Here is a 26309-nt window from a genome sequence, read left to right on the forward strand (position 1 = left end):
CCAAAATTAGGAATTATTTCAATATTCATGACACAAAATAACCAATTTAGGCTCAGAATCACTAATTACAACTAAAATCAATTAATTAAGATAGGATTAGTTGTAAAGAATAGTAAAGTTTTTTTTAAAATCATACATTATCTTTTAAATTTTTTGCTCTATTAATCAAGGGCCACTTGTAACTTTTTAACTTCGTTGTAGACTTTACACCATTAAAGGTTACTGCCCTTGGTTCCTTATGTATTGTTTGGTCCATTGATTTGATGAAAAGTGCAGTATTCCTAACTGAGTTTTTTAATCAATATGGCTAATAGCCTATCTCAGTAGATATAATTTAGTATAGGCCATTCTTATGGATAAATAGTGAACATGGATAGCGTGCAAAACTCAAAACGTACATGCAGTAACAGTACATGGAGAATTTAAACTCTGCTCAGTGATTGCTTTTATGACTAAAGAATGGCAAATAAAATAACCTGATGGGATAGGCAGTAAGTAAAAAGGCTCTCGAAGCCAATTGCTTATTGTATGATGATAATAACGAGGCGTTAAAATGAAAAAGACAGCTATCGCGGTAGCAGTGGCAGTGGCCGCTTTCACAACTGCATCGCAAGCAGCTCCAAAAGACAACACGTGGTATACCGGTGGTAAATTGGGTTGGTCCCAATACCATGACGTAAACTTCTACGGCAACGGTTATACCAATGATATCGGTAATGGTCCTACTCACAAAAACCAATTGGGTGCTGGTGCTTTCTTAGGCTACCAAGCCAACCCGTATCTTGGTTTTGAAATAGGTTATGACTGGTTAGGCCGTATGCCTTATAAAGGTAACGTAAACACCGGTGCCTTCAAAGCTCATGGTTTCCAACTGGCGACTAAATTGAGTTATCCAATTATGGATGATCTGGACATCTATACTCGTCTGGGTGGTATGGTTTGGCGTGCAGATTCCAAAGCGAATTACGGTGCCACCAACACTCATCTGAAAAATCATGATACAGGAGTTTCCCCACTGGCCGCTATTGGCGTTGAATATGCTCTGACTAAAGATTGGGCTACCCGTCTGGATTATCAATGGGTTAACAATATCGGTGACGCAGGCACAGTAGGCGCACGTCCTGATAACGGCCTGTTGAGCGTAGGTGTTTCTTATCGCTTCGGTCAAGATGAAACAGCCGCTCCGGTTGTTGCCCCAGCTCCGGTTGTCGCTCCAACGCCAACGCCAGCGCCAGTTGTTGAGAACAAACGTTTTACTCTGCGTTCTGACGTTCTGTTCGCATTCGCCAGCGCTGAACTGAAAGCAGAAGGCAAACAGACTCTGGATCAACTGTATACTGAATTGGCAAACATCGACCCAACTCAGGGTAAAGTGCTGGTTCTGGGCTACACTGACCGTATCGGTAAAAACGTACACAACCAGCCATTGTCTCAAAAACGCGCTCAAAGCGTAGTTGATTATCTGGTAACTAAAGGTATCCCTGCCGGCAGCATCAGCGCAGAAGGCCGTGGTAAAGCAAATCCAGTTACCGGTTCTACTTGCGACAAAATCAAAAAGCCGAACCTAATCAACTGTCTGGCTCCAGATCGTCGTGTAGAGATCGAAATCCAGGGCACTAAAGAAGTTGTTACTCACGCGCAAAAAGCCGCTCATTAATCGCCTTTATTGATTACATTAGTTATTAAAAGCGCAGAAAGCCCCATTTTCAGATGGGGTTTTCTTTTAGCAGTTCCCCCTAATCCTAAAAGTTCGCTTCGCTCTCAATGAGAATTTAGGCGGGAGAATTCCGTAGTTTTGTTAAGGATCTCGTTGTAATACCAACCCTCAACAACTGAGGTTACTCATTCTTACCCAGAATAGCTTCCAAATCATGCTTCAAACTGGACATTTGGTTGGCATATTTTTCTTTACGTTCAGCATCTTCAATTAACTGTACGATAGTTTCGGACAGCGTGTTACCCCGTCTCTGAGAAAGTGCAGATAAACGATGCCATACGGGAAAATCTAAATCGATAGATTTCTTGCGCGTATGCTGATGCTCCGCATTAAAATGCCGTTTACGCCGGGCACGGATAGTTTGTTTCATTCGGTTGAACAAATCAGGATTCATATGCTGCTCAATCCACTTAAGTACCCTTACCGGTTCACTCTCAAGTTTGATGAGTTTATCAACCGCTGCATGAGCTGCGCTGTTTTCTATATATTTAGTAATTGGCTCACCTTCCTGATGTTTTCTCATCAGATAAGCCCATTTCCAGCCACATTCCAGATTTTCCAGTTGTTGATATTTCATTTTACTTTCCCGGTGACAGCGTAACTTAAAAATAAGCATAGCAACTATTTAAGTAAATTGCTTATAGCCAAACTGATAAATGCCTATTTTTCACTCAAAATAATGCTTTACATAAAGCGTCTGAAATAGCAAACATTCAAGCATGTTGGTTTATATCTTAATCTTGTATAATCGGCGCTTTCCTACTTTACAATATATAGCGATCACTTTGACCAATAACAAACTAGACTGGCAGGCATTACTGCCGAATTGCGCGCCCTATGAAGCACTTTTTCATTCTGCTTCCCAACAGACGCCTGCCAGTATGGAAGCCGTTCAATCACGGCTGCATAGTGGCTTGCAGCTTTTCTGCCGGATGGATTCACGCCAGCCTTTTATGCTGTTGAAAGCCGAAGAATGTGATACTTATTTGTCAGCATTGACTGAATCCATCCATCCATTACTCCCTAAAGAAATTCCCCAAATTGGTGGTGACTATCAGATAGAACAACAAAAAATCAGCTGGCAACCCTCAACAGAAGGCCATTTCACACCTGAGTTGCGAGTAACCTATCGTGAATGGATAGAAGCGGAGCAATTATTTGGCTGCGTCCATTCTCACCACGGAGAAATTCACCTGCAACCCGGTCTGGTCCATCAAGTCAATGGCGGCGTACTTATCCTACCATTACGTACCCTGTTATCTCAGCCATTAATGTGGATCCGCCTGAAACAGATGATTATTCAGCAACGTTTTGAATGGTTATCTCAGGATAATAATAAACCTTTGCCATTACCAATCCCCTCCATACCATTACATCTGCGTCTGATCTTGGTGGGGGATCGTCTGAGCCTTGAAGAGTTTCAGGTTACAGAGCCTGAATTAGTAAAAAACGCGCTATATGGTGAATTTGAGCTGGATATGCCACTGCATAATGAGCAAGATTTAAGTCTGTGGTGCAGTTATATCAATGGGCTTATTCAACAGTGGCAATTGCCACCATTGAGCGATAATGCCTGGCCTGAGTTTATCCAACAAGCAACCCGCTATACAGAAGATCAATACAGTTTGCCTTTGGATATTCTCTGGCTACAACGGCAACTGATCGCTGCGGCACTCTATCAGCAAGAAAATCAGATTACCGCTCTGTCAATTAAACAAGCAGAAGAAAATCGTCGCTGGCGCCACAACTATCTGCCCGAACGCGGCTTAGATGAGATTCATCAAGGTCAGATTCTTATCCGCACCCAAGGCATGGTTATTGGTCAGATTAACGGATTATCTGTGCTGGAGTATCCCGGTCACCCTGACTCAATCGGCGAGCCATCCCGTATCACTTGTGTGGCCCATGTGGGCGATGGGGAATTTATTGATGTCGAACGTAAAGTCGAGTTAGGCGGCAATATCCATGCCAAAGGCATGATGATTATGCAAGCCTTTCTGATTTCTGAGTTGAAACTGGATCAACCACAACCTTTTTCGGCTTCTATTGTATTTGAACAGTCCTATGGTGAAGTGGATGGTGATAGCGCTTCACTTGCTGAATTATGCGCACTAATAAGCGCACTTTCCCAACAACCCATCGACCAACAATTAGCAGTTACCGGTGCAGTGGATCAATTTGGTTATGTGCAGCCGATTGGTGGCATTAATGAAAAAATAGAAGGTTTCTTTGAAGTATGCTACCGCAGAGGGCTCACCGGTCAGCAAGGCGTTATCATGCCAACAGCGAATATCCGCCATTTATGTCTCAATCAAACGATTGTAAATGCGGTAAAAGAACAAAAATTTCATTTATGGTCAGTAGAACATGTTTCTGAAGCACTACCTTTATTGACAGGTGTCCCCTATTATGATCAACAAGAAGCACACTTGTTAGCTATGATACAGGAACGTATAACCCAAGCGAATAATCAGGAACGACCTAAATTTCCGTGGTTTCTTCGTTGGTTAGGTTAATTCAGAATGTCTGATCGGAGTTGTTCAGCGTACAAGTGTACACTATTATTTACCCTACATTAAATATAAGGCTATTTTAGAATATGGTTGATAAACGCAAATCCTACACAAAAGAAGATCTTATGGCATCTGGGCGAGGTGAATTGTTCGGAGAAAATGGGCCACCATTACCATCAGGCAATATGCTGATGATGGACCGCATCATTGAGATGACAGAAAACGGTGGCACCCACGATAAAGGCTATGTAGAAGCTGAACTGGATATTCATCCTGATTTGTGGTTTTTTGACTGCCATTTCACTAACGATCCAGTCATGCCGGGCTGTCTTGGCCTTGATGCGATGTGGCAATTAGTGGGATTCTTCCTTGGCTGGGTAGGTGGCGAAGGCAAAGGCCGCGCGCTTGGTGTTGGCGAAGTTAAATTTACTGGTCAGGTATTGCCAACAGCTAAAAAAATCACTTACCGCATTAATTTCAAACGTGTTATTAACCGTAAATTGATTATGGGTCTGGCTGATGGTGAAGTGTTGGTAGATGGTAAAGTTATCTATACCGCAACAGATCTGAAAGTGGGCTTGTTTAAAGATACCAGCGCTTTCTAATGAATAATCAGTGATATATCGAAAAGAAAGGTGACTGGCTAATTGCTTTTCACCTTTTCATTAAATTAAAAACGAAACATTAGATGACACTGTGTTTTAAGAGAAAAATAGCGAGTGTTATTTTTTTACTCCCTCAAAGACAACTATGGCTATGTATCTGAATACAGGTTCGATACATTTCGATACATATAGAACAAAAAAATCAAATCAAGCTTGAACTCTATAGTGGACGTATTTCAGCCAGAAATTATGCCTGCACAATCTGCATTATAAACACCTATTACCGCTGACTAACGAATATACAATTGACAAATTGTGCTATGATCAAAGTGACCTGATATATCAAATAGGCTCACAAAAGCATACTGATAACAGGTAAAATATTAATAAAATTTACGATTATTAACAAACACAATCAAGGGTGATTTATATGAACATCAGAAAAATAGTGCTCATGATCATAGCATTGACTCTTACACCAACTGCTATAGCAAAACTAGATAAGGTTGACGGTACCGTCGAAATGCTAAAAGCACCTAATACTAATGGAGATTGCTATGGAAAAATATCGACTCCGACTCACTTACAAGGATTTAGGTGGGTATGTACTATTAATGGTGGATCAACGTTATTATCATTGCTGCAAACAGCCTATACAAGTCATGAAACTGTAACCATATCAATCGCTGGAATTGAGGAATATAGCCGTCTCTTTTGGGTTGAAATACATCACAAATGTTTATCAAACCCCGCTTACTGCGATTATTGAATTACTTTATCCTTCGCATTAGTAAGTAGATTATTTAATGGCCGTAACATCAGCATGTTTAACAGGTTAAATAGGATATGTCACCTGGCGGCCATTGATTCATATTTTATCGAATTCGCAAATAAAATCTCAAAGGATCACAACAACATGAAAAAATTAGGATCCTGACATTACTAATACTTACCGATTTATTACACACAGCGTATCAAGACCTTTATCGTACAATGTCTTAAAATAGATATTATTAGTGCCGGGATAAATTTATTTTATGCGATATGACCATTTTTACTTTAATCACCACAAAGGAAAATCTAAGCAGAAAGAATATCAACAAGACTTAATCTGACAGATATCTGTATTAATCAGTCACTGTCAGATCAAATTTAGGTTAATATATATTTATAAAAAGTAGAGATTTTGCTCACTTTATTATTACTTAATTCGCGGCCTTAGTTTGCCAGACTAAGCCATTGTTGCCCTATCTTCCATAGCCTGACGCCACCCTCCTAACCAATGAGAGCGGGCATCTAATGAACAATAGGGGCAATGCTCCCTTGGACGTCCTAAAATGCCAGCCTGATACCCTCTCGACAACGCACGTGCTAAACGATCTCGTTTCTGTCTCTTCATGCCTTATTTACCTCACAAGCTATATCAGTAGAAAGAAAACAGTGGTCGTCATTTATCCAACCACAATTTAGAAATACCCCTATAAGTTTTGAAAATCAAGTCAAGAAATTCATATTAATGTAATATTTGTTATATCCGGACAAAAGAATCGATAACAGGCTAATAATAAAGAGGAATTTTTATCTTACTGATAATAATATTTATCTTCTCCGGGCGCAAAAGGCTTTAACACCCGGAGAATGACAGAGGTTAAGATTGAGAGATGAGTTGATGGGCAATAGCCTGCGCTAATTGGCTCCATCCTTTTGCTAACGTGCGAACTAAATTATCGTAACCATCTTCTTCCTGTTTTAGCTCCAGATTAAAAGGCTGTTTAACAACGCTCCCCTGATGAGTTAATGTCCAGTCACCTTGCAAAATCACCTTACCATCATAACGACCATGAAAACGGGTCACTGTCACATTCAAAGTATCCGGCTTATTAACCAATGGTTGGGCAGAAACCAAACGTTGAGGCAACGCCACGGTTAATTCAGCTACCAGCACTTGTTGTAATTGCTGTTCCAGTGGGCTGGCCCATAAATGATTCACTGCACTAATATAACTGACATCACTGCTTTGATATACCACACCGGAGGATGACAGATAATCGGATAACATAACCCGTTGTACCCATAACTGACGATCACGCTGCACAGCTGCACTCTTTTGTGGTGTGACTTCTACTACCGGCAATTGGTAATACGTTTTTTCCGGCTGACTGCTACAAGCAGAAATAAGAATTACTAAGATTAACGCCAATATTCTCATCATTTTTTAGCCTTCTTCGGTTCTGGATCTTCAATTGGTTTAGCCTCAAAAACTAACGCATTACTCTTATTATTCAGTGTCTTTAGCACGGGACGCAGCTCACTCAATACTTGATCCAGTCTCTGCATATTATCCAGCATCTTGTTATAAGCCGGTGAACCAGGCTGGAAACCTTGCATACTGCGATTAAACTCCTGCAATGTCTTCTGTATATCTTTCGGTAGCTCTTTCGTTTCAGGATTTGCCAACACTTTATTCAATTCATCAAGGGTCTTTTGCGCTTTTCTGATCGCCTTCTGGCTCTCTTCCAGAGTACGGATAGCCTGATTAAACATCGGTTCAACCGGCATATTATTAATTTTGTCCAGCGCTGAAATGACTTTATGCTGAATCTGAGCAAGGCCACCACTGATTGTCGGTAATAACGGATAACCTGCGATTTCATACGGTCCGGCCCACCCTTTTTCATTCGGATAAAAATCCAAATCAATAAACAGAGCGCCAGTCAACAAGTTACCTGATTTAAGAGAAGCCCGCAGGCCACGTTTAGTTATGCTATTCAGCTCTTTCTCAACATCAAACCCTGTTCCCAACTCTTTCTCAAAGCGCCCGGGTTCAATAGAGATAAGTACCGGAATACGAAAATCGTTATCCATACGCTGTATCATCCCTTCTGAATAGAACGGTACCTTTGCCACCGTCCCCAGTCGGATCCCGCGAAACTCCACGGGTGCCCCCGGTTGTAACCCACGAACGGAATCAGAGAAGAGCAACAGATAATCTTTATGTTCGGTATATAAAGAATCCTGAATGCTTCTTTTATTATCGAAGAGTTTATAAGTGGTCTTTTCTTTAACCGGCCCCCCCAGTTCCCAACCTTTAGGTACATCAAAGCTGACACCACCACCAAACAGGGTTGATAGCGAAGCCATGTCAACACGCACCCCCTGGGAAGACAGATCAACCGTAATACCACTTTCTTTCCAAAAACGGACATTAGTTGTCAGCAATCCGTCATAAGGCGCATTAATAAACAACTGGTATCGCATCAGGTGGGATTTTGGTTCAAACTCGCTGATTTCAACAGAGCCAACCCGATAGCCCCGAAACAGCACGGGATCGCCCGGATTGAGCTGACCCGCTTTATCACTGCTCAGTATTACACGGATACCTTTTGCGTCAGGTGAAGCCAATGGAGGTGAATCCAACAAATTAAATTCATCTTTTTCATCACCCAGTGTTCCCGGTTGAAGTTCGATAAAAGCCCCGGACAAAAGAGTACCAAGACCAGAGATGCCATCACGGCCAATCTGCGGTTTCACTACCCAAAAAGCACTATCACTGTGTAATAGGTTTTCCATACCATCATGCAGCCGGGCCTTGACAATAACCTGGCTAAGATTATCACTCAACATGACCCTCTCAACCACGCCAACATCCACGCTGCGGCTCTTAATTTTAGTTTTACCCGCTTCAATTCCTTCTGCATTAGAAGTCATCAACGTCACTTCCGGCCCTTGGTGGCTGAAATGGTAAAATAATATCCAAGCACCAATAAGCACCGTCACAATCGGCACAATCCAGACTGGCGACCAACTTTTAATTTTATCGATTCTTGCCTGACTCTGGTCTTCAACTTTATCCGTCACTTTGACACTCCTTCATTGCCTTATAACGAATGTTTAACGTTGGTTCTATCCCAAATTAAACGAGGATCAAATGTCATTGCTGCAAACATGGTCAAGATCACAACTGACGCAAAAATAACCGCCCCCATAGCAGGGTAGACACTCATCAATTTCCCCATACGCACCAATGATGACAATATTGCAATAACAAAGACATCAATCATTGACCAACGGCCAACAAATTCCACAATTTCATAAATAAAATGCATCTGTACGGGATCCCGTTTACCGTGGCCTTTGGCATCCCAACACAACCAGCCAATTGCCAGCATTTTCAATGATGGCACCATAATACTCGCAATAAAAATGATTAAAGCTACCGGATATGAACCTACACTCCACAGTAATATCACCCCAGCAATAATCGTGGAATCACTCTGACTACCGAGCGATTCTGTCACCATCATTGGCATGACATTAGCAGGAATATAAAGCATTAAAGCCGTAACCAGCAGCGCCATTGTCCATTGCAGACTGTTACGGCGACGGGCATGTCCACGGGTATGACAGCGTGAACACACCAGCTGCTCCACCGGTAAAATGGCCGTACAACACTGACATAGCCGGACACCCTGCACCAAACCTGCTCTCCCTGCCCGTAACGGCATTTCCACTTTAGGCGCGGGCGCAATCTGGTTCCATAACCAGTGGCGATCCAGGCACTGAAACGCTCTCACCTGGAGAAGACAAAATAGGCAATATGGCAGAAAACTTAAACCTAACCCAATATCACCATAAGCCATTAATTTGACGAAGCTGACTAATACCCCTACCAGAAAGATTTCAACCATACACCAGTTTTTCATCTGAAATAGCACCCGGGCCAGCCAAACTCTTATCTTCCGAGAAATAACCGCGCTCTGGCACAACAGAATAATTGCCACCATACAAAACGCCGGCACCAGTTGAACACAGAGTAGAAAAAATGTCCCCATACTGGCGTAATCTTCATTGAACAGCACCTGTGGGATCTGAAACAAGGTCACTTCGCTGTCAATTCCTGCTACATTCATGCGAACAAACGGAAATAGACAAGCAACTAACAGCATAAATAATGCACTGATTGCATAACCTGTTGGTTGATGTTTAGGTTCCTTCCACCATGTGACCAACGTCGTTTTACAACGAGGACAAACTGCCTTCGTTCCCTGAACCCATTCTGGTAATGCCGCCAGCAAATCACATTGAGGGCACAGTACCATGTCATGATGATGGCTATTGGAACACAAGGTCGTTCTCCTGTAAGGAAATCGGGAATATCCGCAGAATCATACTCAAAGTGATCCTACGGTATGATTCTGCTAAGTATGATGATTATTAACCGTTTTTCAATGTTTCCAATTCCTGCCAGCGATCAAAAGCAGCGTCTAACGCTTGCTCTTTTTCAGACAGTTCTGTCAATATTTTTTCGGTCACTGCATGAGGTTGATTAAAAAACGCAGTATCACTCACTTGAGAGTGTAATTGCCCAATCTCTTCTTCCAATTTCTCCAACAATGACGGTAATTGTTCTAATTCACGCAACAAATGGTAACTCATTTTGTTACCCGTACGTTTTGGCGACTCTTTAATCTTCTCTGCTTTAACTTCAACTTGACGTTTTTTCTCACTTTGCTGGCGCAGTGATACCGTCTGTTCGCGCTGTTGTTGAGCATCGTAATAACCACCAACATAGTTATTGATCACGCCATTACCTTCAAAAATCCAGCATTCAGTCACTGAGTTATCAACAAACTGACGATCATGGCTGACCAGCAATACTGTACCTTTATAACTATCGACCAGCTCTTCCAGCAATTCCAGTGTTTCCACATCCAAATCGTTGGTGGGTTCATCAAGCACCAGCAAATTACTGGGTTTCAAGAACAGACGCGCCAATAACAACCGGTTCCTTTCACCACCGGAAAGCGCTTTAACCGGTGTCATCGCCCGTTTAGGGTGAAACAGAAAATCCTGCAAATAACCCAGAACATGACGAGATCGGCCATTAACCATCACTTCCTGTTTACCTTCCGCCAGGTTTTCCATCACCGTTTTTTCAGGATCAAGCGCTACCCGATGCTGATCAAAATAAGCAATCTCCAGCTTGGTACCACAATGAACACGGCCGCTATCGGATTGCAGATCGCCCTGCATCAATTTCAGTAACGTTGTTTTACCGCAGCCATTTGGCCCCACCAGTGCAATTTTATCCCCACGTTGAATCTGGGCGCTGAAATTATTGACCAGTTTCTTATCACCAATCTGATAATTAACATTTTCCAGTTCAAACACAATCTTGCCGGAACGACTGGCTTCTTCCATCTGTACTTTGGCTGTTCCCATCACCTCACGACGTTGGCAACGCTCAACACGTAATGCCTTCAACGCCCTGACACGCCCTTCATTGCGGGTACGGCGCGCTTTAATCCCCTGGCGAATCCACACTTCTTCCTGCGCCAGTCTGCGATCAAACTCAGCATTCTGCATCTCTTCTACACGCAACGCTTCTTCTTTGCCTTCAAGAAACTTGTCGTAATTACCCGGCCATGAAACCAATTTACCGCGATCCAAATCGACAATGCGGGTTGCCATATTGCGAATAAACGAACGGTCATGGGAGATAAAAACAATACTGCCTTGAAAATCTTTCAGGAAATTTTCCAGCCATTCAATGGTATCAATATCCAGGTGGTTGGTTGGCTCATCAAGAAACAAGACTTTTGGTGAACTGACCAGCGCCCTTCCCAATGCCGCCTTACGCAACCAGCCACCAGAAAGAGCAGAAAGTTTCTCTTCGGCAGGTAAAGAGAGCTGTTTCAGCACGTCATTAATACGACTATCCAGTGACCATAATCCACGGATATCCAGCACTTCTTGTAATTCCGCCAAACGGTTGAGGTTCTTCTCGCTTGGATCATGCTCCACCAAACGGGAAACCTGATGGAAAGATTTAATGTATTCCGCCTGTTCCTGAACACCTTCGGCAACAAAATCAAAAACAGTCCCTGCCACATCACGGGGAGGGTCCTGTTGTAACCGGGAAACTATCAAATCTTGTTCATAAATAACCTGGCCGTCATCCAGCGGTTGTTCTTTCGCTAATACCCGCAGCAAAGTAGATTTTCCGGCACCGTTACGACCAACCAGACAAACCCTTTCATTTTCTTCTATATGCAATTCTGTATTATCAAGTAACGGCGCATCACTGAACGACAACCATGCACCGGATAAATTGATTAATGACATAGTAATTATTTTTCCTCACCAGCATGACGTAATAGCCAGCAATTATGAATCTGACGGTTACGGGCAAAATCCTGCGACTGGGTTTTGCTGGTGATCTCTTCTGCCACCAGGCCAATTTTTTCCAGCTCAGAAAAATCCATTTTAAAACCGCGTTTATTGTTGGAGAACATCAGAGTTCCACCACGACGCAACAGGCGCTTAAGCTGTTTCATCAGCATGATATGGTCGCGTTGTACATCAAATGTATCTTCCATCCGTTTAGAATTGGAAAAAGTTGGCGGATCGATAAAAATCAAATCAAATTGTTCATGGGTCTGTGCCAACCAAGTGAGGCAATCAGCCTGAATCAAACGGTGTTGGCGTCCGCTCAACCCATTAGCCTGTAAGTTCCGTTCAGCCCACTCAAGATAAGTACGGGACATATCTACTGTCGTCGTTGAACGCGCCCCTCCCAGCCCAGTATGTACCGTCGCTGATCCGGTATAGGCAAACAGATTCAGAAAATCTTTTCCTTTACTCATTTCACCCAGCATTTTTCGTGCAATACGATGATCAAGGAACAGGCCCGTGTCCAGATAATCAGCCAGGTTGACCCAAAATTTTGCGCCATACTCATTTACCAGAAAGCATTCTTGTTTCTCGGCTATTTTCTCATACTGGCTTTTGCCCTTCTGGCGTTGACGGGTTTTAAGCACTAACTGATTTGATGAAAGCCCAAGAACCTGCATTGTTGCACTGATAACATCGAATAAACGCTGACGTGCTTTATTGGCATCAACACTTTTCGGTGGAGCATACTCTTGAATTACCACCTTATCTGCGTAACGGTCAACAGCAACGTTATATTCCGGTAAATCGGCATCATACAGACGATAGCAATCAATGCCCTGCTGTTTTGCCCATTTAGTGAATTTCTTTTCATTTTTGCGAAGGCGGTTGGCATAATCTTCCGCCATATCCATCTCTGATGAGTGAGGTTTATCTGACAGCTGATAGTTTTTCTGGACGCAATCCAGTGGGCCATTTTTGGCTTTAAATTCACGTTCAGCCCGCAATTGCAGACAACTCAGCAATTCAGGTGACGCACTGAATAGAGAGAGGTGCCAACCAGGGAAACGGCTTTTCATCACCCGACCAAATAAACTGTGCAGTGCAACCAATGCCGGCTCACTTTCCAGGCGCTCACCATAGGGTGGATTACTTAACACGGTTCCCACCGGCCCTTCCGGTAACGGGTTTTCCAAACGGCTTGCATCACCTTGCTGGAAAGTTATCAACTGTGCAACACCTGCTCTGCGGGCATTTGACCGCGCCATATCCAGCACTCTGCGATCAATATCAGAACCAACAAAACGGGCATTTGTCTCTTGAAGGCCTTTACGGAAACGGATCTGTGCTTCCGCAGTGACTTCACGCCAAATTTCTTCATCATGTTTCAACCAGGCAGTAAAACCCCAGTGATCACGATGCAACCCCGGAGCCCGATCAGTCGCCATCATTGCCGCTTCAATCAATAATGTACCTGAACCACACATGGGATCGACCATCGGCGTATCAACCTGCCAACCTGAACGCAGAATAATCGCCGCCGCCAGATTTTCTTTCAGTGGAGCCTGACCGGCAAGATCGCGGTAACCACGGATATGCAGACCTTCACCACTCAAATCCAGCGCAACACTGGCTTTTTCTTTACTCAGGAAAACATTAATGCGGATATCCGGCTGCTGTTTTGCCACATTTGGGCGTTGATCCAGTTTACGAATAAAGCTATCAACAATCGCGTCTTTAACTCTGAGCGCACCATATTGAGTGTTCCGTATCTCTTCATTTGTGCCACTGAAATGCACAGAGAAAGTGCTGTCTACAGAGAAAATCTGGCTCCAATCAATAGACTGAACCCCAAGATAAAGATCTAAATCGCTATAAACATTAAATTCGTTGAGCGGTAATAAAATACGTGATGCCAGCCTGCTCCATATCAGACTTTTATACATCACTCTGTCATCACCTTGAAAATGAACTCCGCCCTGCACAATTTTGCATGATTGCGCACCCTGCATTTCCAATTCGTTCTTTAAAAGTTCTTCTAATCCGCGCGCCGTGCTGGCAAACAGAGAGTTCATATTGCATATCACCAAAAAGAAAATTGTTACGCATTATAGCTAATCCGGGTGACATGTCATAAAGTTGCGCATGTAAAAAACGTTTCATGGAGATTAATGGATGATAACTCTGTCTCGCCTGTACACCCACCCGGTAAAGTCTATGCGTGGTTTGCAACTTTCCCATGCATTAGTCAGTGAAAGCGGCCTTATATTTGACCGCAATTTTATGATCACTACGACAGACGGGACTTTTATTACCGCGCGTAAGTATCCTCAGATGTTGTTGTTCACCCCTGCTATGTTAAATAATGGCATTTATCTGCGTGCGCCTAACGGAGAAAACGCTTCTGTACTTTACCGTGATTTCCTGCCTGAACAGCAACCCACGGAAGTATGGGGTAATCATTTTACCGCTCTCATTGCGCCGGAAACAGTGAATCAGTGGTTAAGCGGTTTTTTTGATATTCCGGTGCAATTGCGCTGGTTAAGCCATGAATTAACCCGAAGAGTAAAAAAACATCCTGACATTCCATTATCATTTGCGGATGGTTATCCATTTTTACTTATTAATGAAGCTTCATTTCATTTATTACAACAACGTTGCCCAGCCAGTATTAGATTAGAACAATTTCGCCCAAATATCGTCATTACCGGTGCAGAAGCATTTGCCGAAGACCGCTGGCAATCAATCCAAATTGGGGACGTTATCTTTGATTTACCCAAACCATGCAGCCGCTGTATTCTAACAACCGTCAGCATTGATAAAGGAATTAAAAATCCAAACGGAGAACCATTAGCGACATTACAATCATTCCGTACAGCAGAAAATGGGGATGTCGATTTCGGTCAGAATTTAATTGCCCGCTCTAGTGGTATTATTCAGATTGGCGACAATGTCACAATATTAGCGAAAAAAGATCCCCGTAAATATGGCAGCGGAGAAAAAGCGGAAGACATTGATGCACCAAAAACAAATGAGCAATCTGTCACTATTGAATATAACGGACAAACTTTTACAGGTAACAATCAACAAATCATTTTAGAGCAACTGGAACAACAAGGAATAAGAATCCCCTATTCATGTCGCGCTGGTTTATGTGGATGCTGTAAAATTTCTTTAGTAAAGGGAGAGGTTTCCCCACTCAAAGCCACAGCAATTAAAAATGATGGCTATATCCTGGCTTGCTGTTGTATTCCAAAGAATGATCTCATTCTTGAAAGTAGCGGTGGAAAATAGATCTTAAGTCCAAATCAAGCCCGTCGTGTTATCAGCCGCCACGCGGGTTGAATAACAAATAAAAATCCTATTTCTCAGATTAAAGCCAATGCCGCTATTGATTTTGAATTTATCCGTGAAGTTATCACTTTGAGGAAAAATCAGTGTGGTTTTAAAATCGAGAAAAAAGGCAAGCATGTCACGAAAAAATAGGTAAAAACGTTAATCATTAAAGGTAAAAAAGAAGGGGTTAAAGATTTTTTTAAACCAGTAAAAAATTCGGTTATCCATTTAAAAGCGTAAATGCAAAGATAGTAACGATTTTATATAAAAGACGGATTTAACTATAAGTGCAGTTTTTTAAATGACATTAACCACTAACAGAAAACTTAAAATAAATCAGCGAGAAAAAGAATATTATCCGAAAAAACATAACGGGTATCTTTATACCACCAAGCCATTTACGGATTGATTTATGAAGATAAAAGACTTATAAAAACGATTTATAATTGCCAGTAAAACAACGCCAGTAAAGATAGAAAACGAATATGATTAACATTGATTAAACGTAAAAACACAATATACCATGATGATTAAACTTAATAAAAACCAAGTATTAAAAGCAGTAAAAACAATGGTTAAAACTTTATTATACCAATTAAAACCAGAGGTTAAAAACCTACCCATCATAAATCTATCAGTGAAAATGAAAAAAAGCATTGGTTTTATTAATACTTATATACCCTGTAAAAAAAACATAAGAATATATAATAGGTTAATCAGACAATATATTAAAAAAAAGAACCGGATTTAATCACGCTTTCAATCGGAGAGTCAATTCTTTATCAACCAGTTAAATCATTATTCGTGAAAAACAGGAATAACAAAATCTGCAAATAAATGATTTAATCGAATACGAACTTGTTTACTTCCAGATTAATGATATTGCACTTATCATGTGAATCCACCAAATAGATTTATTAACAGACTGAAAGATAAAGGCTTTTCGATCTTTTCACAATAAAATCAAATAATCAATACTTACTATTATCACCATAATGAATTAATTATTACCATTATGAATTTATAATAACCGTCATAAAATGATTACACTCTAAGCAGGAACCAAAGCAACTTAACCCACAACACATGAAGGAGCAAGTTATGGCACGTATTGTCATTGCAGCGGTTGCAACACCCGGACATGTCTATCCAATGTTAAAAGTCGCTCAATCACTGATAGCACAAGGACATCAGGTAGCCGTATTTACCGGTGCATTATTTCGCCAAAAAGTAGAAGCTTTAAGCGCACAATTTGTCCCTTTTGATGAACAAATAGACTTTGATTATCGCCATTTAGAACAGCATTTCCCTGACCGAGCGCAACTTCCACCGGGAAATGTACAAATGGCACTGGCATTTAAAAATTTCTTCTCCGCCCCAATCCCACTCCTCGACCGTCAACTACGACAGATTATCCGTGAACAACAGACGGATCTGCTTATAGCCGAGAACTGCTTTTACGGCATATTGCCACTGCTGCAAGAAAAAACAGCCCATCGTATTCCAGTGATTACAATTGGCATAACGCCTCTGGCTTACTCTTCGAAAGATTCAATTTTCTGGGGGCCACGTATCCCACCCGCAGTACTCCCACCAGAATTGACACATGAACAATTAGTAGATGAAGAAAACCGACAGCTGATAACCGAAGTGCAGGATAGCTTCAATGCCGCATTAGTTCAGTCCGGATGCTCTACATTGACCCGATCTTTCAACGATGAAGTCATTTTCGGCTCTGATCGCTTTTTGCAACTGTCAACCCTGGCTTTTGAATATGCACGAGAAGGATTGCCCGCTACAGTCCATTTTATTGGCCCACTCCCGAACCCCGCACCGACAATAGAATCACCTCAATTATGGGAAGACGATGATCCACGCCCATTGGTTATCGTCACTCAAGGTACCATCTCCAATACCGATCTCAATCAGTTGATTTTCCCCACCTTACATGCACTGGCTGAATTACCTGTACGTGTATTAGCAACTACTGGTGGCAGATCGGTAGAAACACTGCGTGAGAACATACCTGAAAACGCCCGCATCGAAGAATTTATCTCATTTGAGCACTGGCTGCCGAAAGCTTCACTGCTAATATCCAACGGGGGTTACGGCACAATTAACTACGCCCTCAGCCACGGTACGCCGTTGCTCATTGCCGACGCAGGAGAAGGCAAACAGGAAGCGGCTTTCCGCGTCGTATGGGCCGGATGCGGTATTAATTTAGATACAGCACAACCAACCGAATCCCAGCTTAAGAAAACCGTGGAAAACATTCTTGGTACAAACTTGTTTAAACAACGCGCCCAAATCGTCCAAAAAGATTACGCAAACCACGATGCGCTGGCAGAGATTTCTAAGCACGTAGAACAATTAATTCTTGAGCAATAAAGCCATTAATGCTTTGTCTCTCCTTTCCAATCCTCCAACTGACCGCATCACACGCCTGCTGGAGTGGTAAAATTTATAGCAAATTATTCCCTTTGCGCATATACAAAGGTATTATCAATGCTACCCAAATAATAATTTCAGTAAGCAGGTGATATATGCCAACTACAATTTCTCAAAAAGCCGCACGGGATCTACTCGGTACGCCGGAGTATTTCGAAGGCGGTGTATTCGTCAGCCGCAACGGTAAAGCGGAACTGTTCATTCAGACCGCTTCAGACCGCGAAGCTGAACTGGCTCGTCAGAAAGAGGATGAACAAATCAACGCCATGTTGAAGCTGGTGGCTTTATCTCAGAAGGATGTAGAGAACGGTGACGTTATGACACCGGAAGAGTTACTGGCAGAACGTAAAGCAGCCCGTGGCGTGTAGGGGTGTTATGACAAAGGTTATCATAACCAAAGTGGCCCGCTTGTCACTGCTGAACCTTGAGGGATTCAAGGCTCGCACCGTAGGGATAAAACAAGCGCAAGAAATTATTGATAAACTGATCGCGGAGTCCACAAAATCAATCAGTGAGAATCCGGGTATACACCACCGGAACATTGAAGCGCTGGCGCGAGGGTTAACGCTGTATGAATGGATAGACCCGGTTAATCAGTACAAAGTCCTGTATACCTACAACGGCTCTCAGGCAGTGATCAACATGTTTTGCAACACAAGGGAAGATTTCAGTCGGTTGCTCTACGTGATCATGATAGCTCACTAATGCGCACCGCAGAAACACACAACCCCGAATCACCGGGGTTTTTTATTGGCTGTACCGCTACTGACTTAACTGGCAAATAGATCTTAAACCCAAATCAAACCGCAGTGCCATAAATTGGCATACGAACCGGTTCCACAAATGGCATCAATCGATCATTCATAATTTTGATTGGATCGCAAAAGCTCATTACGCGATCAGATAACGTTAATTTTGGTTGAGCCAGCAAACAAAGACTCGCACTATCTCCAGCCTCCGCCACCAGAAATATAGCCTCTGTTTCACAATCTTGAAGCCGTACCTGAATTAACTCTCCCTGCACAGGTCTTTCTATCATGGCAAACCGGGAAAAATACCAGCTTCTTGGCATTTGCGGCTTTATAAAGCGAAAAGCCACTAACGCATTAAGAATTAATTCAGCCCTGAATTCATCTGAAATATTAATCCGGCGTGTCTGTTCTTCAAAACAATAATAAAGCGCCGCATCTTCTACAGAAAATGAAGTCTCTCCCATTGCATAAGGTGTCAGCATCTTCGCAGGAAAACAGGAACGAAAAACCATACCCTTAGACAGATCGAGCATTACGCGGTCATGGTCAGTATCAAAATACCAGCGCCATTGGTCATCAGGTTTAAGTTTCATGAGTTATCCTTATTATGCAAAAAAACTGACATCGCTAAATAGATGCACTAAACAGATTGTAAATAACTTGTCCGCTATTCAGTGAAATAAACCTTGCCATATAGTGAGATATATGAAGGACTGATAAAAATTTAGACGATTAGAGCGAATATAGACGAGTTGGGGGCAAAAATAAACCCCCAATGATAAATTAACAACAAAATTTAGATATGATTGACGATATCTTTAACTAATTTTGGACCATGATAGATAAATCCGGAGAAAATCTGTATTAAAGAGGCCCCTGCGGCTATTTTTTCTCTAGCTGCGGTCAGTGAATCTATTCCTCCAACACCAATAATAGGAATTTCACCTCTTAATTCTTGAGAGAGCTGGCGAATAACTTCTGTACTACGTAACTGAACTGGCCGGCCACTTAATCCACCCGCTTGTTGGCAATAGTTAAGGCCTTCAACTAATTTCCTGTCTAATGTTGTATTAGTCGCAATAGCACCATCGATATTATGACGAATTAAACTATCTGCAATTTGGATCAACTCTTCTTTAGAAAGATCGGGTGCGATTTTTACCGCAACAGGAACATATTTTTGATATTTTTGCTGGAGCTCACCCTGCTTGTCTTTAATCGCAGACAATAAATCATCCAACGCTTCGCCATATTGCAGTGTTCTTAAACCTGGCGTGTTTGGTGAAGAAATATTAATCGCAATATAGCCGGCATAAGGATAAATTTTATCCATACAGATTAAATAATCATCTTTCCCATGCTCTACAGGCGTATCTTTATTTTTACCAATATTGATCCCAATAACTCCACCATATTTTGCCTTTTTGACATTTTCCACCAGGTTATCGACCCCCAGATTATTGAAGCCCATACGGTTAATTAACCCCTCCGCTTCAACAATACGGAATAATCTGGGTTTATCGTTTCCTGCCTGAGCTCGTGGAGTTACAGTACCAATTTCAATAAAACCAAATCCCATTGCACCAAATGCATCAATACAATCGCCATCTTTATCAAGACCTGCGGCCAGACCAAGGGGATTTTTAAATGACAGGCCCATACAAGTAACGGGTTTTGTAGCAACTGATTGCTGGATAAGAAATTCGAAAGGACTACCGCTAATTCGCTTGAGCTGGCGGAAAGTTAACTCGTGCGCCCGTTCCGGATCAAGCTGGAACAACGCCTTCCTGATGAGAGAGTAATACATGCGATCTCCTGAGATCAAGATAACAGGGAGTGACTGCCGTAAATTAAGCGCCGGGCATCTTAATAAGATCTGATCCGAAAGTAAACGATGGCAAGCAGAAATTTATTATCCAAGAGAATAGGCCAAAAAGAATATCGGGCTAAATAACCATTAGCCCGATAAATAACTATCAGCTTTCTAACGCCTTAGTGATTTTCTCAAACAGATCACCAGACAGGTTTTCCAATCCTTTCAATTGTTCCAGCGCATTACACATCATACTTTGGCGTTTTTCGTCATAACGTTTCAGACGAATCAACGGTTCAATCAAACGGGAAGCAACCTGTGGATTACGGCGGTTAAGATCCGTCAACATTTCCAACAGGAACTGATAACCACTGCCATCTTCAGCATGGAATGCCATCGGGTTGTTAACAAATGCACCAATCAGAGCACGCACTCTGTTTGGGTTACTCATACTAAATGAACGATGATTCAATAGATTACGCACACTAGCGAGAACATCTGCCGCCGGGCTACTTGCCTGTAAGCTAAACCATTTATCCATAACCAAGCCATCCTGATGCCATCTCTCATCAAATTCCGCTATCAGTTGATCACAGCAAGGCAATTCCGCTATCACCGCGCCGGATAACGCCGCCAATGCATCAGTCATATTGTCAGATTGATGATATTGATTGGATATCAGTTTATCGGCCTGCTCTTGAGAGCCAAAGGCCAGATAGTATAGACAAATATTACGCAGAGAACGTTTGGCAATATCCTGATGGTCGACGCGGTATGCGCCTATATTGATAGCGTTATAAACCGCAACAAACTCATCCGCCATTTCCTGCGCCAAAGTATGGGTGATGACATACAGAACTTCATGAATCGCTTTTGGATCGATAATCGTAAATAATTCCGCCATCTCACCTTCTGACGGCAAAGCCAGGATATGAGCAGCCAGAGCCGGATCAATATCACTATCCAGTAACACCGCGCGGAAAGCATCTACCACATGCGTTGGCAGTTCGATCGGCTGCTTTTGCTGGTAACGGATAACATTCAGCTTAATGTAGTTTGCCATCAGTGACTGAGCCGCATCCCAGCGGGAAAACGCATTACGGGCATGTTTCATCAAAAATGCCAATTGCTGATCGCTGAATGGGTAATCCAATTTCACTGGTGCCGAAAATTCCCGTAATAAAGAAGGAACCGGCAATGACGACACATCATCAAATACAAATGTCTGCTCTGCATTGATTACGTTCAGCACATGGTGAACCGGCTGACCATCATAACGCAACGGAATCACATGGCCTTCGCTGTCATAGAGCTCAATATTCAGTGGAATATGCAGAGGTTGTTTCTCTTTTTGATCGGCGGTAGGGGGTGTCATCTGGCTGACATGCAACTTATACTGCCGCTTTTCTGCGTTATATTCATCACGAACTGTCAGCACCGGTGTACCGGACTGACTATACCAGCGACGGAAAAGAGACAGATCCACATTTGATGCATCTTCCATTGCCTGAACAAAATCATCACATGTTGCAGCACTGCCATCATGACGATGGACATAAAGCTGCATCCCTGCCTGGAATTGTTCTTCACCCAGCAGGGTATGGATCATACGGATAACTTCCGCGCCCTTCTCATATACAGTCACTGTATAGAAGTTATTCATCTCAATCACTTTATCAGGGCGAATGGGATGCGCCATTGGACTGGCATCTTCAGCAAACTGGGCCGCACGCATAACACGCACGTTATTGATACGATTAACAGAACGGGAGCCAAGATCAGAGCTAAACTCATGGTCACGGAATACTGTCAATCCCTCTTTCAGACTCAGCTGAAACCAATCGCGGCAAGTGATACGGTTACCAGTCCAGTTATGGAAATATTCATGGCCGATCACGGCTTCTATACCAAGATAATCTTTATCCGTCGCCGTTTCAGATTTTGCCAGCACATATTTGGAGTTAAAAACGTTCAAGCCCTTATTCTCCATTGCGCCCATATTGAAGAAATCCACCGCGACAATCATATAAATATCAAGGTCATATTCAAGACCAAAACGGGCTTCATCCCATTTCATGGCATTTTTCAGGGAAGTCATTGCCCAATCAGCCCGGTCGAGATTACCACGGTCAACAAACAGCTCCAGTGCAACTTCACGGCCACTACGGGTGGTAAAAGTATCGCGCAAAACATCGAAATCACCCGCAACCAGCGCGAACAGATAGCTGGGTTTTGGGAATGGATCCTGCCATTTCACCCAATGACGCCCATCATCCGTTTCCCCTTGCTCAACCCGGTTACCATTTGAAAGCAGATACGGATATTTGGCTTTATCAGCTGTAATACGGGTTGTAAAACGCGCCAGTACATCAGGGCGATCAAGATAGTAGGTAATATGACGGAAACCCTCTGCTTCACACTGGGTACAAAGTGCGTCGCCAGAGACATACAAACCTTCCAGAGCGGTGTTTTTCGCCGGGTGGATCTCATTAACAATTTTCAAAGTGAACTGAGCCGGCAACTGCTCAATGACCAGCGTTTCCCCCTGTTCACGGTAATGTTCCCACGGTTGACCATCCACATGAAGGCTTTTCAGCGTCAAGTCTTCACCATTTAGCACCAATGGCGTTATTTCATGACTCAGACGTTTTATCTGGCTAATGGCGGTGACTTCTGTGCTATCAGCATCAAGATTAAAATCAAGTTCAATATCAGAAATCGTATAGTCCGGAGCGCGATAATCCCGGCGGTATTTAGCTTGTCGCTGCTGTGTCATAAGAAACCTTTTTGTCATTTCATACTGATGGAATTAATTCAATACCAAATCTTACGCTGCCACGGAAAGAGGTTAAAGTTCAAAAGTGAAATAACGCACCTTCTGGCGCTAAACATGCATTAAGAACGAGTATGATGTTATGTAAAGAATATGTTTACTATTTGGTGCTTGTTATCACTTAATGATCAAATAACATGATAATATTTAACCAAAGACCTTTTTAATTTCGATCTTCTGGTGAACGATATGATGTTATGTGACTTCAATAACAAAATAATCCCGGTATACTCTTCTAACTTTATCGATTTAGCTGACACGAATAGGCTCCGTGAGGATGCATAACACGCTATGACCCTAGACGCTACCCCGATTATTAAATCACTGCTTGATACTGACGCTTATAAACTTCATATGCAACAAGCAGTGTACCACCACTACAGCCACATGCCTGTCGTTGCGGAGTTTCGCTGCCGCGGTGATGAATTGCTGGGTGAATATGCCAAAGAATTACGCCATCAGGTTAATATGATGTCTGATTTGGCATTAACCGATGCTGAGTTTAATTATCTTTCCAGCCTGCCTTTTTTCAAGGCTGATTATCTGAATTGGTTCAAAACCTTTCGTTTTAATCCACAGCAAGTCAATATTTCTGTAACCGATAGTGGTCAGTTAGCTATCCGTATTTCAGGATTATGGCATGAAGTGATTATGTGGGAAGTACCATTATTGGCGCTGCTCAGTGAGCTGGTTCACCGCCATCACTTGCCGGATAACGCAGCTGAAAATGCAGTCAATCAGCTTCGCAAATTAATTAAATTGTTCTATCAAGATGCAGAAAATGAAGGAATCGATCTCTCCAGTTTCAAACTGATGGATTTCGGCACACGCCGCCGTTTCTCACACGGTGTTCAACATGCCATTGTCAGTGAATTGCAACAGAATTTCCCTTACCTGATTGGCACCAGCAACTATCAACTGGCACAACAGCTTGGGATCTCACCTGTTGGTACACAGGCGCATGAGTGGTTTCAGGCTCACCAGCAAATCAGCCCGGAACTGGCAAGCAGTCAACGGGAGGCGCTACAAAGTTGGTTAAATGAATATCCCAACCAATTAGGTATCGCCCTGACTGACTGCATCACAATGGATGCTTTCCTGCGAGACTTTGATGCCCAGTTTGCCAACAGATACCAGGGTTTACGCCATGATTCAGGTGATCCAGTTGAATGGGGTGAAAAAGCAATCGCCCACTATCAAAAGCTGGGCATCGATCCGATGACGAAAACCCTGGTGTTTTCTGACAGCCTGGATTTCCAGAAAGCACTGGCGCTTTATCGCCATTTCCACAACAGAATAAACCTGATTTTCGGGATCGGCACACGGCTGACCTGCAACATTCCAGGCGTTAAGCCACTGAACATCGTTATCAAACTTGTCGAATGTAATGGCAAACCGGTGGCAAAACTGTCAGACAGCCCTGGCAAAACTATCTGTGAGGATAATGAGTTTGTTAACAAGCTACGCGCCGCTTTTGATATACCCGTCAAGCAAGCTTGTTAACACCATTTTATACAATCCAACTGTGCCGCTGGCAAATAAAGCAGCGGCGCATCTGAAAAAACCGGTTTCCCTCTCATTCACCATGCAAATTAGTGATTTCCACTTGTTTCCTGAAATATGGCAAGTAACATAGAACAAGTTGCCTCTTGTATAGGGGTATTCATTTTCACCAACTTGAATTGATAAAAGAAGAGAGAAATTTATGAGCGTAGCGCCTGTAGTCGACGTACTGCAAGGCCGGGTTGCGGTTGATAGTGAAATCACCGTTCGCGGCTGGATCCGTACAAGGAGAGATTCTAAAGCTGGTATCTCTTTCCTCGCCGTCTATGACGGTTCCTGCTTTAATCCATTACAGGCCGTCGTTAATAATAATTTGCCCAATTATCAGAATGAAATTCTGTCGTTAACCACCGGCTGTTCTGTCGAAGTCACAGGAACAGTTGTTGCTTCCCTAGGTCAGGGACAGAGTTTTGAACTGCAAGCGACAAAAGTGGTGGTGATCGGCATGGTTGAAGATCCTGATACCTATCCGATGGCCGCCAAACGCCACAGCATTGAATATCTGCGCGAAGTGGCTCATCTGCGGCCACGCACCAACCTGATTGGCGCGGTTACCCGTATGCGCCATACCCTTGCGCAAGCTCTGCACCGTTTCTTCCATGAAAATGGCTACTTCTGGGTTTCAACCCCGCTGATCACTGCGGCGGATACAGAAGGTGCCGGTGAGATGTTCCGTGTCTCCACGCTGGATCTGCAAAATCTGCCTTTAACTGATAAAGGTGCCGTAGATTTCAATCAGGATTTCTTCGGCCGTGAAGCTTTCCTGACCGTATCCGGCCAGTTGAACGGCGAAGCCTATGCCTGTGCATTAAGCAAAGTTTACACATTCGGCCCGACTTTCCGTGCTGAAAACTCTAATACCAGCCGCCATCTGGCAGAATTCTGGATGCTTGAGCCGGAAATTGCCTTCGCTAACCTCGACGATGCAGCCTCATTGGCTGAGAATATGCTGAAATATGTTTTCAAAGCCGCATTAGAAGAACGCGCTGATGATCTGCAATTCTTTGCTGAACGTGTCGATAAAGACGTTATCACCCGTCTGGAGAAATTTATCCATTCTGACTTTGCTCAAATTGATTACACCGATGCCGTTGAAATCCTGCAAAATTGCGGCCAGAAATTTGAAAACTCAGTATTCTGGGGCGTTGACCTCTCATCAGAACATGAGCGTTATCTGGCAGAAAAACACTTTCAGGCACCCGTGGTAGTAAAAAACTATCCAAAAGACATTAAAGCCTTCTATATGCGAATGAACGACGACGGTAAAACCGTTGCGGCAATGGATGTTCTCGCACCGGGCATTGGTGAAATTATCGGTGGCTCACAACGTGAAGAGCGTCTGGATAGGCTAGATAAGCGTATGGCAGAAATGGGGCTTAATAAAGAAGACTACTGGTGGTACCGTGACCTGCGTCGCTATGGCACTGTTCCCCACTCCGGATTCGGATTAGGCTTTGAGCGTTTGGTCGCTTACGTGACCGGTGTCACAAATGTGCGCGATGTCATTCCATTCCCACGGACTCCGAGAAGTGCCAATTTCTGATAATTCCACAAAG

20 protein-coding genes are annotated in these 26309 nt (G+C 43.0%); 10 read left to right on the forward strand and 10 right to left on the reverse strand.

What is annotated here, in order from left to right; genetic code table 11:
* Positions 1-553: 553 nt before the first annotated feature.
* On the forward strand, positions 554-1657 hold the full coding sequence (ompA, locus tag C5471_RS14890) for a porin OmpA (protein WP_133814632.1): 1104 nt from the start codon (positions 554-556) through the stop codon (positions 1655-1657).
* Between the two features lie 181 nt (positions 1658-1838).
* Here the strand turns inward: ompA and matP are convergent, their stop codons facing one another.
* Positions 1839-2294: a macrodomain Ter protein MatP gene (matP, locus tag C5471_RS14895; protein WP_133814631.1), complete on the reverse strand. Its 456-nt coding sequence runs from the start codon at positions 2292-2294 to the stop codon at positions 1839-1841.
* Between the two features lie 208 nt (positions 2295-2502).
* On the opposite strand from matP, the gene C5471_RS14900 reads away from it, so the two are divergent.
* The 3 genes from C5471_RS14900 (at position 2503) to C5471_RS14910 (ending at position 5604) form a co-directional block, all read left to right on the forward strand.
* Complete coding sequence (locus tag C5471_RS14900) at positions 2503-4233, forward strand: AAA family ATPase (protein ID WP_166296058.1); 1731 nt, start codon at positions 2503-2505, stop codon at positions 4231-4233.
* A gap of 83 nt (positions 4234-4316) precedes the next feature.
* Entirely contained in the window at positions 4317-4835 is a 519-nt protein-coding gene (gene fabA / locus C5471_RS14905) for a bifunctional 3-hydroxydecanoyl-ACP dehydratase/trans-2-decenoyl-ACP isomerase (protein ID WP_133814630.1), read from the forward strand.
* Positions 4836-5265: 430 nt separating this feature from the next.
* Positions 5266-5604, forward strand: coding sequence for a hypothetical protein (locus tag C5471_RS14910; protein WP_133814629.1), 339 nt, complete (start codon positions 5266-5268; stop codon positions 5602-5604).
* A gap of 462 nt (positions 5605-6066) precedes the next feature.
* Here the strand turns inward: C5471_RS14910 and rmf are convergent, their stop codons facing one another.
* The 6 genes from rmf to rlmKL form a co-directional block, all read right to left on the reverse strand.
* Positions 6067-6234 (reverse strand): ribosome modulation factor, encoded by a 168-nt coding sequence (rmf, locus tag C5471_RS14915; RefSeq protein WP_133814628.1) that lies wholly within the window; start codon positions 6232-6234, stop codon positions 6067-6069.
* A 249-nt stretch (positions 6235-6483) separates the two neighbouring features.
* Positions 6484-7047, reverse strand: a complete 564-nt coding sequence (gene pqiC / locus C5471_RS14920) for a membrane integrity-associated transporter subunit PqiC (protein WP_133814627.1) — start codon at positions 7045-7047, stop codon at positions 6484-6486.
* Positions 7044-8693, reverse strand: coding sequence for an intermembrane transport protein PqiB (gene pqiB / locus C5471_RS14925; protein ID WP_133814626.1), 1650 nt, complete (start codon positions 8691-8693; stop codon positions 7044-7046). The genes pqiC and pqiB overlap by 4 nt, the downstream gene beginning before the upstream one ends.
* Before the next feature lie 20 nt (positions 8694-8713).
* Complete coding sequence (pqiA, locus tag C5471_RS14930; protein WP_133814625.1) at positions 8714-9961, reverse strand: membrane integrity-associated transporter subunit PqiA; 1248 nt, start codon at positions 9959-9961, stop codon at positions 8714-8716.
* 88 nt (positions 9962-10049) lie between these two features.
* On the reverse strand, positions 10050-11960 hold the full coding sequence (locus C5471_RS14935; RefSeq protein ID WP_133814624.1) for an ABC transporter ATP-binding protein: 1911 nt from the start codon (positions 11958-11960) through the stop codon (positions 10050-10052).
* Between the two features lie 5 nt (positions 11961-11965).
* Positions 11966-14083, reverse strand: a complete 2118-nt coding sequence (rlmKL, locus tag C5471_RS14940) for a bifunctional 23S rRNA (guanine(2069)-N(7))-methyltransferase RlmK/23S rRNA (guanine(2445)-N(2))-methyltransferase RlmL (RefSeq protein ID WP_133814623.1) — start codon at positions 14081-14083, stop codon at positions 11966-11968.
* 100 nt (positions 14084-14183) lie between these two features.
* On the opposite strand from rlmKL, the gene C5471_RS14945 reads away from it, so the two are divergent.
* The 4 genes from C5471_RS14945 to C5471_RS14960 all read left to right on the forward strand — a co-directional run bounded on the left by C5471_RS14945 (position 14184) and on the right by C5471_RS14960 (position 18497).
* Positions 14184-15302, forward strand: coding sequence for a YcbX family protein (locus tag C5471_RS14945; protein ID WP_133814622.1), 1119 nt, complete (start codon positions 14184-14186; stop codon positions 15300-15302).
* Between the two features lie 1143 nt (positions 15303-16445).
* The gene (locus C5471_RS14950; protein ID WP_133814621.1) at positions 16446-17732 is read left to right on the forward strand and encodes a glycosyltransferase; all 1287 of its coding nucleotides are present in this window, start codon (positions 16446-16448) and stop codon (positions 17730-17732) included.
* A gap of 155 nt (positions 17733-17887) precedes the next feature.
* Positions 17888-18160 carry a hypothetical protein gene (locus tag C5471_RS14955; protein WP_133814620.1) on the forward strand — a complete coding sequence of 91 codons (273 nt, stop codon included), beginning with the start codon at positions 17888-17890 and terminating at the stop codon, positions 18158-18160.
* Between the two features lie 7 nt (positions 18161-18167).
* Positions 18168-18497, forward strand: coding sequence for a type II toxin-antitoxin system RelE/ParE family toxin (locus tag C5471_RS14960; protein WP_133814619.1), 330 nt, complete (start codon positions 18168-18170; stop codon positions 18495-18497).
* Positions 18498-18591: 94 nt separating this feature from the next.
* Here C5471_RS14960 and C5471_RS14965 read toward each other — a convergent pair whose 3' ends face one another.
* The 3 genes from C5471_RS14965 to pepN form a co-directional block, all read right to left on the reverse strand.
* Complete coding sequence (locus C5471_RS14965) at positions 18592-19137, reverse strand: cell division protein ZapC (protein WP_133814618.1); 546 nt, start codon at positions 19135-19137, stop codon at positions 18592-18594.
* Positions 19138-19340: 203 nt separating this feature from the next.
* Positions 19341-20351 (reverse strand): quinone-dependent dihydroorotate dehydrogenase, encoded by a 1011-nt coding sequence (pyrD, locus tag C5471_RS14970; RefSeq protein ID WP_133814617.1) that lies wholly within the window; start codon positions 20349-20351, stop codon positions 19341-19343.
* Between the two features lie 169 nt (positions 20352-20520).
* Positions 20521-23133: an aminopeptidase N gene (gene pepN / locus C5471_RS14975; protein ID WP_133814616.1), complete on the reverse strand. Its 2613-nt coding sequence runs from the start codon at positions 23131-23133 to the stop codon at positions 20521-20523.
* Between the two features lie 348 nt (positions 23134-23481).
* On the opposite strand from pepN, the gene pncB reads away from it, so the two are divergent.
* On the forward strand, positions 23482-24693 hold the full coding sequence (gene pncB, locus C5471_RS14980) for a nicotinate phosphoribosyltransferase (protein ID WP_133814615.1): 1212 nt from the start codon (positions 23482-23484) through the stop codon (positions 24691-24693).
* Between the two features lie 202 nt (positions 24694-24895).
* On the forward strand, positions 24896-26296 hold the full coding sequence (gene asnS, locus C5471_RS14985) for an asparagine--tRNA ligase (protein ID WP_133814614.1): 1401 nt from the start codon (positions 24896-24898) through the stop codon (positions 26294-26296).
* The last annotated feature ends 13 nt before the right edge of the window (positions 26297-26309 follow it).

The sequence above is a fragment of the Photorhabdus tasmaniensis genome (assembly GCF_011189505.1).
Classification (GTDB): domain Bacteria; phylum Pseudomonadota; class Gammaproteobacteria; order Enterobacterales; family Enterobacteriaceae; genus Photorhabdus; species Photorhabdus tasmaniensis.

Coding starts and splice junctions, on each gene's coding strand:
- ompA (WP_133814632.1), top strand. CDS start 554: ATGAAAAAGACAGCTATCGCGGTAGCAGTGGCAGTGGCCGCTTTCACA.
- matP (WP_133814631.1), bottom strand. CDS start 2,294: ATGAAATATCAACAACTGGAAAATCTGGAATGTGGCTGGAAATGGGCT.
- fabA (WP_133814630.1), top strand. CDS start 4,317: ATGGTTGATAAACGCAAATCCTACACAAAAGAAGATCTTATGGCATCT.
- C5471_RS14910 (WP_133814629.1), top strand. CDS start 5,266: ATGAACATCAGAAAAATAGTGCTCATGATCATAGCATTGACTCTTACA.
- rmf (WP_133814628.1), bottom strand. CDS start 6,234: ATGAAGAGACAGAAACGAGATCGTTTAGCACGTGCGTTGTCGAGAGGG.
- pqiC (WP_133814627.1), bottom strand. CDS start 7,047: ATGATGAGAATATTGGCGTTAATCTTAGTAATTCTTATTTCTGCTTGT.
- C5471_RS14935 (WP_133814624.1), bottom strand. CDS start 11,960: ATGTCATTAATCAATTTATCCGGTGCATGGTTGTCGTTCAGTGATGCG.
- rlmKL (WP_133814623.1), bottom strand. CDS start 14,083: ATGAACTCTCTGTTTGCCAGCACGGCGCGCGGATTAGAAGAACTTTTA.
- C5471_RS14945 (WP_133814622.1), top strand. CDS start 14,184: ATGATAACTCTGTCTCGCCTGTACACCCACCCGGTAAAGTCTATGCGT.
- C5471_RS14950 (WP_133814621.1), top strand. CDS start 16,446: ATGGCACGTATTGTCATTGCAGCGGTTGCAACACCCGGACATGTCTAT.
- C5471_RS14955 (WP_133814620.1), top strand. CDS start 17,888: ATGCCAACTACAATTTCTCAAAAAGCCGCACGGGATCTACTCGGTACG.
- C5471_RS14960 (WP_133814619.1), top strand. CDS start 18,168: ATGACAAAGGTTATCATAACCAAAGTGGCCCGCTTGTCACTGCTGAAC.
- C5471_RS14965 (WP_133814618.1), bottom strand. CDS start 19,137: ATGAAACTTAAACCTGATGACCAATGGCGCTGGTATTTTGATACTGAC.
- pyrD (WP_133814617.1), bottom strand. CDS start 20,351: ATGTATTACTCTCTCATCAGGAAGGCGTTGTTCCAGCTTGATCCGGAA.
- pepN (WP_133814616.1), bottom strand. CDS start 23,133: ATGACACAGCAGCGACAAGCTAAATACCGCCGGGATTATCGCGCTCCG.
- pncB (WP_133814615.1), top strand. CDS start 23,482: ATGACCCTAGACGCTACCCCGATTATTAAATCACTGCTTGATACTGAC.
- asnS (WP_133814614.1), top strand. CDS start 24,896: ATGAGCGTAGCGCCTGTAGTCGACGTACTGCAAGGCCGGGTTGCGGTT.